9 protein-coding genes and 3 pseudogenes are annotated in these 14,984 nt (G+C 40.9%); 6 read left to right on the top strand and 6 right to left on the bottom strand.

Features of this window, described 5'->3' with window-relative positions:
* Positions 1–85 (bottom strand): annotated as a pseudogene (locus FTU69_RS14090) (IS5/IS1182 family transposase); the annotation flags it as partial.
* A 196-nt stretch (positions 86–281) separates the two neighbouring features.
* Here FTU69_RS14090 and FTU69_RS14085 point away from each other — a divergent pair.
* Positions 282–737 (top strand): annotated as a pseudogene (locus tag FTU69_RS14085) (hypothetical protein); the annotation flags it as partial.
* 11 nt (positions 738–748) lie between these two features.
* Here the strand turns inward: FTU69_RS14085 and FTU69_RS14080 are convergent.
* From FTU69_RS14080 to FTU69_RS14060, 5 genes and pseudogenes are all read right to left on the bottom strand, one after another.
* On the bottom strand, positions 749–1,141 hold the full coding sequence (locus tag FTU69_RS14080) for a hypothetical protein (RefSeq protein WP_180104068.1): 393 nt from the start codon (positions 1,139–1,141) through the stop codon (positions 749–751).
* A gap of 11 nt (positions 1,142–1,152) precedes the next feature.
* Positions 1,153–3,111 carry an integrase gene (locus FTU69_RS14075; protein ID WP_180104067.1) on the bottom strand — a complete coding sequence of 653 codons (1,959 nt, stop codon included), beginning with the start codon at positions 3,109–3,111 and terminating at the stop codon, positions 1,153–1,155.
* Positions 3,108–6,215: a hypothetical protein gene (locus FTU69_RS14070; RefSeq protein ID WP_180104066.1), complete on the bottom strand. Its 3,108-nt coding sequence runs from the start codon at positions 6,213–6,215 to the stop codon at positions 3,108–3,110. The genes FTU69_RS14075 and FTU69_RS14070 overlap by 4 nt, the downstream gene beginning before the upstream one ends.
* Positions 6,216–6,218: 3 nt before the next feature.
* On the bottom strand, positions 6,219–7,673 hold the full coding sequence (locus FTU69_RS14065; RefSeq protein WP_180104065.1) for an integrase: 1,455 nt from the start codon (positions 7,671–7,673) through the stop codon (positions 6,219–6,221).
* A 134-nt stretch (positions 7,674–7,807) separates the two neighbouring features.
* Positions 7,808–8,095 (bottom strand): annotated as a pseudogene (locus tag FTU69_RS14060) (hypothetical protein); the annotation flags it as partial.
* Between the two features lie 154 nt (positions 8,096–8,249).
* On the opposite strand from FTU69_RS14060, the gene FTU69_RS14055 reads away from it, so the two are divergent.
* The 5 genes from FTU69_RS14055 (at position 8,250) to FTU69_RS14035 (ending at position 14,862) form a co-directional block, all read left to right on the top strand.
* Complete coding sequence (locus FTU69_RS14055) at positions 8,250–9,752, top strand: AAA family ATPase (protein ID WP_180104064.1); 1,503 nt, start codon at positions 8,250–8,252, stop codon at positions 9,750–9,752.
* Positions 9,740–11,203: a VWA domain-containing protein gene (locus FTU69_RS14050; RefSeq protein ID WP_180104063.1), complete on the top strand. Its 1,464-nt coding sequence runs from the start codon at positions 9,740–9,742 to the stop codon at positions 11,201–11,203. The genes FTU69_RS14055 and FTU69_RS14050 overlap by 13 nt, the downstream gene beginning before the upstream one ends.
* A 209-nt stretch (positions 11,204–11,412) precedes the next feature.
* The gene (locus FTU69_RS14045; RefSeq protein WP_016659915.1) at positions 11,413–12,369 is read left to right on the top strand and encodes a metal-dependent hydrolase; all 957 of its coding nucleotides are present in this window, start codon (positions 11,413–11,415) and stop codon (positions 12,367–12,369) included.
* Between the two features lie 15 nt (positions 12,370–12,384).
* Positions 12,385–13,236 carry an SDR family oxidoreductase gene (locus FTU69_RS14040; protein ID WP_180104071.1) on the top strand — a complete coding sequence of 284 codons (852 nt, stop codon included), beginning with the start codon at positions 12,385–12,387 and terminating at the stop codon, positions 13,234–13,236.
* A 174-nt stretch (positions 13,237–13,410) separates the two neighbouring features.
* Complete coding sequence (locus FTU69_RS14035; protein WP_180104070.1) at positions 13,411–14,862, top strand: NAD(P)/FAD-dependent oxidoreductase; 1,452 nt, start codon at positions 13,411–13,413, stop codon at positions 14,860–14,862.
* The last annotated feature ends 122 nt before the right edge of the window (positions 14,863–14,984 follow it).

Below are 14,984 nucleotides of genomic sequence, written 5' to 3'. Positions count from 1 at the left end.
CCATTTCACTAAAAACTGCTCGAGGTACACCAACCAAGCGCTGGAATTCAGAATCTGAAAAACGATTTAATTTCTGATATTTCATGAAATCTATAATGAGGCAGTTTTTACTTTCGCAAGAGGTCTAATATATTTTTTTAATTGTTAAGTATTACGAAAAAGCAATTATTAGATCAGTTTATTGTAAGTATGACTTAACAAGGTTGATGAGTATATTACATAAGCTTATTATATCTATTGATTCTTTTCGTTAGTGATAGAAGGACCAAGATGTGAAGTCTTCTTATCAGGTTAGAAACTTAACACTCCAAGAAAAACTACTTGCTCGATCTGTATTCGGGGAAGAAATCAATTACAACACACCTAAAATCATTGCTAGACCATTTCTGCCTTGGCAACCGAAAGGAATGTTCATGGCTCCTAATGGCAATATTTATATAAATCCGTCAGATTACAGTGATAATTACGCACTAGAGTCTAAGTCTGTACAAGAACTTTTCATACATGAAATGGCTCATATTATGCAGCATCAGAAAGGCATTAATGTACTTCTGAGGGGGGCAATACTACAAATTGCTTACTATTTAAGTTTCAAACTATACAACCCTTACAAATATGTCTTTAACAAACGTAAGCCTTTTGAAGCATATAATATTGAACAGCAGGGGGACATTGCTCGTGATATTTGCTTCGGCCGAATACCTAATATGATTTGTGAGCCCAATAAAAAATTATAAATCCTACTAGATTAAGAGCTTGTCCGGTCTTTTCTAATAGGTATTACTTTTGCACCAGTTAGAAGATTAATTTCTTTTTTTAGTTCGTATAACTCATATAACAATGAAACTTCACGTGCTAATGTTGCTTCTAAGTCTTTACGGCACTGATTTAATTCTGATTTTAACTTATGAACTATATTTTCATTAACATTGACAGCAGATATCTGTAGCTCAGAAGCTAATTGAATTGCAACGATTAAATCAGAAAATATTGGGCGAGACTTTTTTATGCTTCCTTTTCCTCTGCCAGCTTCAAGAGAGACAGCATCATTCGTAATCTTAGTTCCTTTTGGCACTCGAATAGGGGTATCTTTTTTTAACCGCTCTAGTGCTTCGTAATACTCGTCAAGTGGGCTTGTCATTATTCGTTACCTTACATATTTAAGATTTTATTCTTTGTTGAACTTAGTACCTCTAAATGTGATACCTCAGTTCTGTATTCCACAGAGGTAATATCTAGAAGACTAATCATTTTCTCTTGAGCTTTGATCACACGTTCCAATTTAGGTAAGTTCACAACCAAGTGGCGACAGTTGTCTTTTAAACAATCTAATTGAAGCCAGTTTAAAGAGATTTGATTACATGAACCGACCTTTGTACATCCACCTAGCATTGTGTCTTTGTATGCGATTTCCCCTTTTTTGAATCTATTCATCGTTTCTTTTCGATCAATAAGCAGTACACCATCCTTATCTTTTAGTCGATGTTTGACCCAATGAGCATGCCCACCATATAGGATATCCTGTGACAATAAAACATTAAAAATATAACTTAGGGCTGAAGATTCAACTTGACCATTCTGCCATTCAAGCCCAAAGTGCTTTTTATCATCATTTATAAAGTCCTTTGCGAAAGAGGAGCCTTTTGCATAATAACTGGTCATTTCATCGGTGATATGTTGTAGTTGTCTTCGAAGAGAAGGGAGTGAAACTAACCCTGAACGCTGAGCATATAAGGCTAATGAGCGTCTGAACTGATGTGTCGTAAGACTCCATTGGGAACCTATTTGAAATTTTTTTTCTGTGCGCCACGCCCTATGTGGATCTAGTTGTTCTAGTTCATACAAATCATCTTCTTCAATATTTGGGATGATTCCTTTTAATTTTCTAGAACCATTCAATAATAAATAAGCAGTTGAGAATTGATTATGCTTGCTTTTTGGAGGCTCACCAGTAAACCCTAAGTAACTACTAGAAATGTACAATGGATGATTATTAGAAAAATCCAATATATCATTTTCAATCTTTATTCCTTGTGTAAGATAGACTGCTGTTGCAATTTTTTGAGCTGCTTTGACTGCTCTATAACCCTCATGGTTAGTTACCCACTTTGTCCTATGAATCCTCCCATGATTGGATTTTGTAGTTCTACCTTTAATTACATAATGATCCTGAGCATTTGAAATTATTTTCTCTACACAGTTAAAAGGTAAAGTTTGAGTTTCTTCATCCCGCATTCCGGTGAATACTTGGATAATTAGTTTTGAAATTCTCTGAACATCTGTAAGAGTAGAGCTCAACTGCTTTACTGAAAAAATTTCAGTTTGACGTTGGATAAATGTAACGAGATTCCTCGATGCTTCAGCTTTAATATTAGGAGTTTTTTTACGTAACAATTTAGATTGATAGCACTCTAAAACTAAATCAATATGCTCCTCTGAAACTTTTTCCCAATCATCAAGATATTTAAGTAGATTGCTGATTATATTGGAATAAATTCTTGTTGGAATTGGCGGGTGTTGCTTTATGGTAGTTCTATATTCTTGATTAATTCTATAGAGTAATTTGAAGGATTCTTTGCCTACTACGCTAATATTTAATTGACTTTCGCCAGTGTCGATCAACACCAATAATCGTAATAAAGAAGATAGAGTTTCGACCAACCATCCAGAAGAATTGCTACGAATAAAGCTTAATAACAAATCTTGATTGCCTATTATTGCTTTGATTGTTAGAGACTCTTTTTCAGCATATTGAGCAATTGCCCTAACTACGGACAAATAATTTCTTAATGTTCCATTGCTTAATGGAGTTTTATTCCGCATCCAAATAATTAAGAAAAAAATATGCTTCATTTCAGCTATTAATTGTTCTCGTTGATAGGTTATTTCTCCATTTTCCCAATATTTAAAAATCAATAGATCTGTTTTCTTGTCAGGATTATAAATTGAAAAATCCCAGATTAAATCTCCATAGCTGGATAACACAGTACCATCTTTTAATCGACTTACAACAAAATTGCTCGATGGGAGGCAAGTGTTCCCTAGATGAAAGGCATCCGGTGCAGAGGAATTAGCGGGTAGTTCAATTTTTGCTTCAGCAAAAAAACTCATATAACAACTCCTAATTCTATGAGCATTTCAAATTTCCTTCTCCAGTAATTGTCTAGTTCTCCTTCTTCATCTACTTCATATCTTATTTTTTCTAACAGATCATTATTATGTTTCTTTATTTCTGTGATAAAAATATCAATGCGATCGAGAATAGGCTGTATTAAATTTTTATGAGTTTCCTGATCTCTATTGAGATGCGCAATTTTTTTTACACAATATCTGCAACTTAATAATTTCCTAATATCAATTTCATCTGCATGAATTTTGAATTTATCGCAAAATAAACAGCCTTCAGGCTCAACACAATTGGATGCAATAGGTATCTTGTTATTGATAGCTTTCGGTTCTCCCAAAGACGAACAATTTCCAACAGCTCTTATAGTAATATTTTGGGTTTTATCTCTTTTCTCTTGTACGGCATTAGAAACTTGATTTAAGAAATTTGACATCTCTTCCTGATGTCTCGTTTCAGATCCAGCAATATAAGATGCTAAAACTGTTTTCTCAGAATTTTGTAAAACCAATGCAGTAGTAGAGACATCAGTATTACGTATAAGCCAATCACTCTTAGCAGCTCGCCATTGTCTAGAGTGTATTTCGGTTAAATTAGGATCTATTTTTTTTAGGAATTTAAAGAAGTTATGTAGTGAACTTCTAATTTGCGAGGGTTGTCCTAAACCTCTTGATCCTAATGTAAAAAATAGCCATTCACAAGGTTGATCACCCAGTAAAAAATCTCTTAATTGTAAATATCTTTTAAAGGTAGGTATAAAACTTGATGGTAATTCAAAGAAACACTCTTTTCCGCCAGCTCTCCATTTTATCGTTCTGAATAACTGTCGCTCACTGTCTGTTTGATAATTATTAGACCAAGTTAAGTTTATTAACTGAGACCAATTCATGCCTGTCTGTGCTAAAAATATTACGATGAATGCATTGAGTGCAACGGTTCCTACATGCATACGCTGACTATCCCTGAAATCTGAGTTAGCAACGTCAATATTGCGTTGAGCATCTAACCTAATTTGTTCATCACCTCGTAATGATAGACCTCTCAACCTTGCAATTTCATCAAGTGTATTAAGTTCACCAGTTAAATAATTAAAGCCAAGACATGTTTTTCGAGGTTGAAGTGCTATTTCTGGATGCTTAAACCATGTTTCAGCGGGAAAAAGCCAAATAAAATTGTTTGGAAGATTAAGGAATTCAGGAAGCTTTAATTTATAGGGATAGTTTTTTTGATCTAGTACTAGTGAACCTATTCCTGTGAATAGGGAAGTACACAATGCTAAGAGTCTTTTTTGAGCATGTTCACATGGTGGTTTTGTTGCTTTGCTTATATTCGATTTTGATTTAAAAACAAACAATCCATGACCAAAATTATCCTTCCCAAAAAAATCCGATAAAACTTTTATTGCTAAAGAAATTTGTCTTTCAACGTGTTTTAACGATATTTCATTCCGAAGATATTTATCCCGAAGAAACTGTGAATACACTTTTAAATTTTTATGTGCTCTATCCGAACTATCTAAGACATCATGCAAATGGCTCTCGTCAGCCCATCTCATAAAAGATATAAATCGAGTAACTGAATCTATAATAGTTTCAACTCTAAGGCCACTGTAGCTAAGTTGATCCGAAAAAATAGTAATCAGCCTTTTAATTTGATCCTTACGATTTAGACTTAATGATTGTAGTTGAACTAATCGCCCATGTTTATAAAATCTGGAAGTACCTTGTTTATAATCCTTTTGAGGCTCAGTTATTAAATAACATAAAGCACCTATGTCAACTGACCTTCCATTTGAAAATTTTATTATAACTTCTTCTGGGTTTAATAAAGCTTCATCCTTCTTTATTGGGAAATCAACTAATTTAGTAGGTCTAATCTCATATTTAATTGATGGTTTCATAATTACTGGTGAATGGGGGCTAAGCTTTTTTTTAAAATCTGAAACCTTTAGACTATTTGCTTTGTGTCTAAAGTTATTTCCATCAAAAAAAGTAGATAAAATATTCATAACAATTAATAGTTGTGATGTAGCATGCTTCAATGAAATTTCTTGATTCGAAAATTTACTAGATAAATATTCTGCATAAAAAATCAAAGTATTATCTGCACTTACAGAACAATCCAACACTTGATAGAATTTATTTTCATCAGCCCATCTCATAAAACTTATGAATCTAAAGCAATAATTATGTATAGTTTTAATACTTAGAGTATTGAGTTTAATTTGATGGGAAATAAGGTAAATGAGTTTTTTAACTTGACCTGTACGGGTTTTGCTCAATGATTTTAATTGAACTCTTCGTCCACGTTTTGGGTCGGTTGTAATATTTTTATTTTTATATTTTAAAGGCTCAGCTCGTAAATAACATAAGAACCCGATATCAAGTGATGCTCCATCAGAGAATGTTATTATGCTTTCTTCGGGTTTTAAAAGGACCGTATTCTCTTCCAATGGCAGATTAATAGTTTTAATTGGTCTAAACTCATAATTAATTGAGCCGCTATCAGATTTATCAGCCTTAGATTTTGAATTTTGACTAAAATTTATAGTCTTTAAGTTTCTTGTTTCATGATTAAAGGTATTTTTCTTAAAAAAAATAGATAATAAATTTAGAACTCTTGCTTGCTGGGTATTTGAATGTTTGAAAGAAATATCACCTTTAGAATAATTGTTATTAAGAAATTCTGAATAGCATTTGAAAATTTTCATTGAATTTTCATAGTCTTCCAAAACATTATCAAATTTATTTTGATCTGACCATCGAATAAAAGATATAAAGGTATCAACTGAGTTTTTGATGGTTATTGAATTTTTATTGCTGAAATTAAGTTGATCAGAGATGATTTTGATTAACTTTCTAATTTGATTTCGTCTAGAGTCAATAAGTGACTCACGTTCAACTAATCTTCCCAAATGTGTATCTTTGATCCCTCGTTGTCTATTCTTTGCAGTTTTTAAATAGCATAGTGATCCAATATCAGCTATTTCACCTTGGGGAAATTTTATAATTATCTGTTCGGTATTTAATAGTATTTCCTTTGTTATTAAAGGTACATCAATGATAACAGTTGGTCTTAATTCCAAACTCATATCTTATTTTTCTCCAAAATTTCCCTGAATTAAACGGATCAAATGTTGGTCATACTCAGTAGCAATTTTTCTTACTAGTTTTAAATTGCTTCGGTATTGAAGATATAAATCTGTAGTAGTTGAAGACTCATGACACATTCTAATTTTGACAAACTCTCGTGCTTTATTGAGTGATATTTCGCCTTTTGAAACTAATTCCAATTGAGCATCTGTCAAATTCATTCCATAAGAAGCCCTGAGATCATGGAACTTATACTTGAAATTTGGCATACCAAATTGCTGACGTATGAATGGTAAGACTTTTTCTGTAATAAATTGACGAACTGCCTGCCCATGTTTGACATGATGTAAGGAAAAGTCTTTGTTGAAATACTGTAAATCTTCTTTAGATTGATAGAATGGGGTGCCTCTGTTACTGAGAAATAAATATTGATTTTCAGTATCACCATTAACAGCTTTTTGCCTTCTCTTTTGAGCTCTTTGACTCAGTGCATATGTATGTAATTTTTGATAAAACCAAAGTGGGAAATGCAGAACTATTTTTTTATCGTTTTTAGTGTCTATCCCAGTTCCTGGGCCAGCAGGTATTCTAACTTCAAATAAATTGGGGTTGTCAATTTCTTCCAAGACATGTTGAAGCCGAATCGTAAGAATTGTTTGTAATCTTGCACCAGTTAATAAACTACACAAATGAATCAGCGTCATTTCTGTATTACCTAACGAAATCAGTGTTTCTAATATCCACTCTTGTTCTTTTATTGATAATGGTCTTAATTGTCCACCATCATCAATAACATCAGAATATGGGTTATTGCTTTTGATTACTTTAATTGAAATATCAGTTGTTTTTACCCGTTTATTATAAGGCATCCCATACTGATTTCTTAATTCAATAAGTCGGTCAGACTCTGTCCACATGGGGAACTCAGGTATTAAGACTCCCTCCGCTTGGAGCCATCTATAAAATGCAATAATGGTACTCATTCGTCTTCGAGCAGTTGTTGGTGCAATTTCATCTGCATCAATAAGCATTTTAAGATAGGATCTATAGCGATAAGTTGGTCGATTTAACTTGTTTTCTGGAAACTCTAACCAGTTAATAATTTGAGACTCATCTAAGAATTGGCGATATGCAACTAAATCATTTGCAAGGCTAGAATAACTAGACATAACAACTTTTAAGCTATTTTTTATTTTTGTGAGCAAAAATATATTTGCCTCAGCCCAAGGAGTATTCGCTGAGTCCATTACTAATGGGAATAAATTGAAGCTGACAGATAAGGATAGTTGGTTTATTCCGAACTCTTCATCATATGTAAAATCTGGTTGTTCTACAGGTTTAATATAATAATCTTTACCGTTCGCTAACTGGACTCTAGTAGCCCCATTTGTGTCAGCAGGTGCTAACTGTGATTGAGTAAAGGTGGATAAGGTAATTTTTGTTGCTCTATTGGTCATAGATTTAGCTACCTATTTTTTAATATTTATGAAAGTACAAGAAAATATCTTCTCGTCAATTTGTTTTATTGGATATAGATGGTACTGTCCATTTTTTTATCCTTGTGGATGTTATCAATTTATGAATTACTTGTGTGTATCATTTCATGAATCAGCACCGCCTGAAAGGCAAGCGGTGCCTGGCTATAATCTTCCCGGTACAATGGATCACGCACATGAATATAACCTTGCGGCGCCATCAGAATATACGCCGGTTGCCAGGGCAAATAAGGATGATTCATGATGCTGACCCGGCTGTAATCAATCAGCTGCCCGAATACGCGCTGGCACAACGCAATTTCGCCCGGGGTTAAAGCCCGGCAGCGAAACTGCTCCAGTTTAAGCAGGCGCAGTAGCAGCGGTAACAGTTTCAATAACAGCATGGTGAAAGATCAGGTCGGGCCATTCAATTTTCCCAGTTATAACAAAACTGGCAGGCAGATATGTAGCAAAAATTTCATCTGCGGTGGCTTGCCGGTTTTTCTTCATTTCCGCAAACCGTTACAATGCAGTTTTTCGCGCAGGTTCAGGTATTCGATGAAAGCACGTATTCATACACTTATTTCGCAAATGTCCCAGCAGATGTATGAACGTGAACAGGTGATCGCACAAACCTTGCTGGCTGCTGTGGCTGGCAGTCATACCTTTTTATACGGCTTGCCGGGCACGGCCAAAAGCCTGATTTCCAGACGGGTTGCAGCCGCTTTTGAGGTCGATGCCTATTTTGAATATTTGATGAACCGTTTTAGTACACCCGAAGAAATTTTTGGCCCGGTGTCAATTAAAGCCCTAAAAGAAGATCACTATATCCGTAAAACCGAGCATTATTTGCCCTGTGCCGATTTTGCTTTTCTGGATGAAATCTGGAAGGCCAGCCCGGCCATTTTAAATACCTTGCTGACTTTGGTGAATGAAAAAGTCTTTAAAAATGGCGAGCAGCTGCAGCAGGTGCCCTTAAGTGTGCTGATTGGTGCATCCAATGAAATTCCTGAACCGAATCAGGGACTGGATGCGCTGTATGACCGTTTTATTTTGCGTCTGGTGGTCGAACCCATTCAGCAGGCCGGCAATTTTCATCAGCTGCTACAAGCCAAACCGGGCAGTGCTCATTTACAGCTTGATGAATCACTTAAAATTACCCAGGCCGAGCTGGCCGAATGGCGCGAACAGATTCATGAAATTGAGCTGCCGGCTTTGGTATTACAGGTGATTGATCTGATTCGCCAGTATTTACAGCAGCATGTCGATGGCTTGTCGGTCTATATTTCGGACCGGCGCTGGCAACGTGTAGCCTATCTGCTCAAAGCTGCGGCATTTTTAAATGGCCGGCCGCAGGTCTTGGTCAGTGATCTGTATCTTCTGAAATCCTGCCTGTGGAATCAGCTGGAAGATATTCGGGAGATGCACAAGCTGATTGATCAGGCCATTCTGGAGATTGGCTTGCATGCCGATTTGCAATTGGAGTCACTAATTCAGCACAAAGACGAGCTGGAACAGCAGATGCTGAACGTCTTTTACTATACCGATGATGTCTATGAAAGCTATCTGATTCAGGACAAGGAATACTTAAGAGCAGTGACTCACCTGGATCATCATTATCAGGATAAAGTGCTGTATCTGTTATTAAATAAAATGGACAGCAAACAGGATTTCTTTGCTGTGGATGCTTCCGGTGAGGAAATTCGCGGCATCGTGTGTAACTTTAATGGCGGCCGGGTCTGTACCTTAAAAGGCGGCTATTATGGGCTGGAAGAAGTGGTCACACCGTATATTAAATACCCGAAAGGCAGCGCACGCCGTGTCATTGATGAAAAGTTGGTGCAGCAGTTGCGGGGAGAGCTTGCCCAGCTACAAAATGCACTGAGCGAAGATTTAGCCCTGTTACAGCAGCGTTTTGATGCCCAGTCAGCACATTTTGCTTCAGTCTTTGTTGCCGCCGCCGACAGTGCCCAGTTACAACAGCATGTGCAGCAGCAGTTACAGCGCTATCAGCTGCAACTGCAAGACTGCGCGCGGCTGGAACAGCTATGTCAAGGCTAGACCTGCAGCAGCATCAGCGTCAGCATACAGCGTTAGAGCAGTTGACCGGACAGCTGTATCAGGAACTAGCCGACTCCTCCTTAAAACACTGGCTGGATGATCAGAAAGTCAGTCAGCATCTGGATGATAAAGTCCGGGCCTGGGCCTATCAGGCCAAATCCAGTCTCGATCGGCAGCATCCTTATAGGGAAGTGCAGCAGCAACTGGAACACTGGCTGGCGCAGCCCTCCATCAATAGCGCCGAGTTTCAGCAGATGCAGGTGCAATATCAGGATTTTCAGGCTCAGCTGGGGCTGCCTGATTTAAGCCCGTTTTGGACTCAAAGCGCTACTTTCTCTGCCGGACAGCGCGAGCTACAGGCACAGTTATTAACAGAAAAATGGCAACGTAAACTGACCGAAGCCATTGCTCATTGGGAATTTGAGCAGCTGGCCTTGCAGCGGGATGCTTTTCTGGATGAGATTCGCGATTTTCTCAGCCAGATGCAGCGACTGGCCAAATACAAAGATGCCACCGGCATCGAAACCGGTATTTTTATTGACTATTCCAGAGGCCAGTTACAACCACAGGATATCCAGCAGTTTGAGCAATGGGCCAGCTATTTGCAGGAGGATCGTGAGCTGCAAGCCTTGTGCCAGAAAATCGGTTCTGTCCAGCCTGCACATTATCCGCGCCAGGCCGTGCAGCAGCATCGGCCAGAGCAGGAGCTGGAATTGCTGGAGCAGCACTGGCATGAAGAAATTACCGGTATTCAGCTGGCGCAGGATTTGAATCTGGCGCTGCCGAGCGAGCTGGCCTTACTGGCCGATCCCGATCTGGCGCTTTTATTTGACCTGAAATATCTGGAATCCAACCTGATGAGCTTTAACCTGCAAGGTCAGCACAGCAGTCGGGTAATTCAGGATCAAACAGCACGGCATAAGCGTCTGGGGCAAAAAGGCCCGATGATTTTGTGTCTGGACACCAGCGGTTCCATGCACGGCCAGCCGGAGCTGATTGCCAAAGCCATGAGTTTGTATCTGGCGATTCAGGCCATGAAAGCCAAACGTCCGATGTATCTGATTAACTTCTCGACCCAGCTGACCAGCCTGAATTTACTCGAAGGCTATTCGCTGGATGATCTGATTCACTTTCTTAGCCAGTCTTTTCATGGCGGCACCGATGTTATTCCCGCCATCGAACATGCCCTGTCGATGCTGGCCCAGCCAAATTTTCACAATGCCGATGTGCTGGTGGTGTCCGATTTCATCATGGGGCAGTTACCGACAGAACTGATGGCCCAAGTCGAGCAGCAGAAACAGCAGGGCACCGGTTTTTATGCGGTAGCGATTGGTAACTTCCGTTTTGAACATCTGAATCAGGGCCTGTTCGATCATCAGTGGATTTATCAGTCCAAAGAACGCAAAGTGCGTTATCTGCCCAGTAACCGCAGTGACAGAGTGTCCAAATAGGCGCTGACCCCAATTGACAAGGAAATGAGCTCTGCGGAAAAAAGTGTGAGCAAATTGTCAGACAATATTTTTTAAAGTCACGATTTGCCAATTTTATGACGATTTTGGCAACTGGTTTCAATGCAGGGCTGGCTTAGTTTTGGTCTCATTCAGGTCGATGACCACGGTGTCTTGACCTGGCTCAAATGGACAAAACAAAGAGAATAGCCATGCAGATTGCTCAGTTTTTACCTCAGCCTGTTCGCCATTTTTTCAGCGCGACACCTTTTGATGCCGAGAAACAGTCGGCTGCCCTCCCAATCCGGCATATGAAATTCGACTTTAAGGCCGAAGAAATAGATCCCAAATTTTACTTGAATGCCGAACTGGCCAGTGCCTATTTTGCCTCGCTGTCGATTTTCCTGACCTATGGCGAAGATCTGGTGATTGACACCGCGCGTTATCATCGTGAGCTGTTAAATGATCCCGTGCTAAAACAGCGGGTCACCTCCCTAATTGGCCAGGAGGCGCTACATTCCAGATTGCATGAAGAGCTGAATGATGCCTTTCGGGATGCCGATCTGCCGGTTGAGCTGTTCCGTTCCTGGGCCAGATTTGTCTTTGATCACGGCTTTAACCGTTTGCCACAGCCGATGAAACTGTCGCTGATGGCTGGCATTGAACATTTCACCGCGGTGCTGGCCGAGTACATGATGAATCATGAGGAAATTTTCTTCCAGTCGCATGATGAAAAGCAGCGTGCCATCTGGATGTGGCACATGCTGGAAGAATCGGAACACAAAGACATTGCCTATGATGTGTTCCAGTCTTTATCCAACAGTTATGGCTTGCGCATTGCCGGTTTCTTCCCGGCGCTCATCACCATCCTGGTGCTGATTTCCATTGCCTCGCTGCTGGTGCCGTTTTATCGCAAACCGTCTAATTTGTTTAGCCTGAGTTACTGGAAAGACCTGCCGCGTAGCATCAAGCTGATTTTTGGTCTGCAAGATGGCGTGTATGGCAGTAGCTGGGCGCATATTCTGGATTATCTGCGTCCCGGTTTTCATCCGAATGACCATGATACTTCGGCCTTTTTAGCCTATTACAAGGAACGTTTGCTGCATCCGGAAAGCGGGGTGTTAACGCCGTATTTCGTCAAGGAATTTACCCCGGCGCTCAAAGTGTAAGGATGAAGAAGGATGATGGGATTATTTGCAAAAAAAGTGCGACTGAGCCAGCAGGCCTATGCGGTGGTGACCGGTGCAGGCAGTGGGATTGGACGCAGTTTTGCGCTGGAACTGGCCAGGCGTGGTGGCAGCGTGATCTGTGCCGATATCAATCTGGCGGCGGCTCAAGCAACCGCCAAGCAGATTGAACACCAGTTTGCGACTGCGGCCTTTGCGTTGCAATGTGATGTGGGTGTGGCCGAGCAGGTGCAGCAACTGGCTGAACAGTCTGAACAGCTGTTGGGCCATCCGGTGACTTTGCTGATCAATAATGCCGGTGTGGGGCTGGGTGGCAAGTTTGATGAAGTCAGCCTGGCCGACTGGCAATGGTGTATGCAGGTCAACTTATGGGGCGTGATCCACGGTTGTCATTATTTCGTACCGAAACTGAAACAGCAGGGTGGTGGTGCGATTATTAATGTCGCTTCGGCTGCTGGTTATACCGCAGCGCCGGAAATGACCGCCTATAACGTCAGCAAGTCCAGCGTACTGGCCTTGTCTGAAACCCTGTCTGCCGAGTTACGTGGCGCCAATATTCGCATCAATGTGTTATGCCCAACGCTGGTGCCGACCAATATCATGAAAAATAGCCGTTTGCCTGCGCATTATTCGGGACTGGCAGATCATTTGCTGACCCATCATGCCTTTGTCAGCTGTGAGCAGGTGGTAGCGCAGACCTTAAACAATTTAGACCGGGGCGAGCTGTATACCATTCCACAGCCAGACGCCAAACTGTTCTGGTGGTTCAAGCGTGCCGCGCCGCGTTTATATACCAAGCTGCTGGGTGTGGGTTATCCACTGTTCAATAAATATGTACAAAAATCCTGAGTAGAAAAAATGAAACAAGATGATCAAGTCACGTTGCAAACGGTCGCTGAGCCGGCCGATCTTGTGCTCAAAAAGCCTAGTCGAAAAGCCAAAAGTGCCAGTGCAGCATCAGCAAGGGCAGGGGCCAATCAGCCAAATTCTCAAACAACTGAGCAGCGCGGTAGATCAACTACTATGCCAAGCCGGATCTATGACACCATTATTATTGGGGCGGGTATTTCCGGTCTGGCAGCGGCCTATAAACTGAATCAGGCTGGCTATCAGGATTATCTGGTGCTGGAAAAAGCCGGCCGGGTAGGAGGCACCTGGCGGGACAATACCTATCCGGGTTGTGGTTGTGATGTGCCCTCGGCCTTATATTCTTTTTCCTTTGCGCCAAGTCATGGCTGGAGTCATTTATTTGCCAAGCAGCCGGAAATCCTGCGTTATCTGGAAGATGTGGCGACCCGTTTTCAGCTATATGCCAAGATTGAATTTCATAATGAACTGCAAGATGCACGCTGGAATGAGACTGAACAGATGTGGGAGCTCAACACCAGCAAAGGGCGATATCGGGCCAGAACCGTGATTTTCTCTACCGGCCCGATTACCGAGCCGCAACTGCCGAAAATTAAAGGCATCGACAGTTTTAAGGGCGAAATGTTCCATTCGGCACGCTGGAACCATGCCTATGACCTGCGTGGTAAACGCATTGCGGTCATTGGCACCGGCGCCTCGGCCATTCAGTTTATTCCGAAAATTCAGCCTCTGGCCAAAGAGTTATATATTTTCCAGCGTACAGCGCCGTGGGTCCTGCCAAAGCCTGATCTGCCCCTGAATCAGGTGATGAAAAGTACACTGGCCAAGTTTCCGGTCATCCAGCAGCGTTGGCGCGGTGCGGTATCGCAATCTTTGAATCTGATTAATTTTGGCCTGCGTCATCCACCTTTGTTGGAGCTCGTGAATGTACTCAGCCGGCAGCTGTTAAAATTGCAGGTCAAAGATCCGGCTTTACGTCAGGCGGTTACCCCCAATTTTTCGGTCGGCTGTAAGCGTTTACTGTTTGCCAATGATTATTATCCGGCCTTGCAGGCCCCGAATAGCACTTTAATTCCGCATGGCTTGGTGGAAATTGAAGGCAATACGGTGATTTCCGCCAATGGTGACCGGCATGAGGTCGATGTGATTATCTGGGGAACGGGCTTTGAGGTGTCACATCCACCGATTGGTCGCCGTGTGCAGAATGCCCAAGGCCAACGACTTTCCGAGCTGTGGCAGAGCAGTTCACCCGAAGCCTTTTTGGGCACCAGTATCCAGCATTTACCCAATGCCTTTTTGGTGCTCGGGCCGAATATTCTGGTCTATGATTCCTTTATTGGTATTGCTGAAGCGCAACTGGACTATATTGTCAGTGGTTTATTGCAAATGAAAGCCAAGGGTTTAAAGCGTATTGAAATCAAGCCGGATGTGCTGAAATACCACAATGCTAAAGTACAGACTCATGTGCAGAAAACTGTGTTTAACCGTGGCGGCTGTCAAAGTTATTATCTGGACCAGAATGGTCGCAACTTTGCCGCCTGGCCGTGGTCACTGGCCGAGTTAAAGCGACGTTTACAGCGCCTAGATCTGGAGCATTATCAGGTATAGTCAAACTACTTTATTATTCATACAGGATTCGAAAAAAACTCGAAATAACTCATCGACTGAGTCGATCAACCATTCTTTACGTTTACGTTTACGTTTAACCCATGCCCACATCTGTTCTATAG

The sequence above is a fragment of the Acinetobacter sp. YH12134 genome (assembly GCF_013418555.1).
In the GTDB taxonomy this organism is placed as follows: Bacteria; Pseudomonadota; Gammaproteobacteria; order Pseudomonadales; family Moraxellaceae; genus Acinetobacter; species Acinetobacter indicus.
The sequence above is the reverse complement of the archived record's forward strand: the minus strand, read 5'-3'. Positions and strand labels throughout refer to the sequence as shown.

Excerpts from the sequence above, each read along its gene's own strand:
- FTU69_RS14055 (WP_180104064.1), top strand. The coding sequence starts at position 8,250 with ATGAAAGCACGTATTCATACACTTATTTCGCAAATGTCCCAGCAGATG.
- FTU69_RS14045 (WP_016659915.1), top strand. The coding sequence starts at position 11,413 with ATGCAGATTGCTCAGTTTTTACCTCAGCCTGTTCGCCATTTTTTCAGC.
- FTU69_RS14075 (WP_180104067.1), bottom strand. The coding sequence starts at position 3,111 with ATGAGTTTTTTTGCTGAAGCAAAAATTGAACTACCCGCTAATTCCTCT.
- FTU69_RS14065 (WP_180104065.1), bottom strand. The coding sequence starts at position 7,673 with ATGACCAATAGAGCAACAAAAATTACCTTATCCACCTTTACTCAATCA.
- FTU69_RS14080 (WP_180104068.1), bottom strand. The coding sequence starts at position 1,141 with ATGACAAGCCCACTTGACGAGTATTACGAAGCACTAGAGCGGTTAAAA.
- FTU69_RS14050 (WP_180104063.1), top strand. The coding sequence starts at position 9,740 with ATGTCAAGGCTAGACCTGCAGCAGCATCAGCGTCAGCATACAGCGTTA.
- FTU69_RS14035 (WP_180104070.1), top strand. The coding sequence starts at position 13,411 with ATGCCAAGCCGGATCTATGACACCATTATTATTGGGGCGGGTATTTCC.
- FTU69_RS14040 (WP_180104071.1), top strand. The coding sequence starts at position 12,385 with ATGGGATTATTTGCAAAAAAAGTGCGACTGAGCCAGCAGGCCTATGCG.
- FTU69_RS14070 (WP_180104066.1), bottom strand. The coding sequence starts at position 6,215 with ATGAGTTTGGAATTAAGACCAACTGTTATCATTGATGTACCTTTAATA.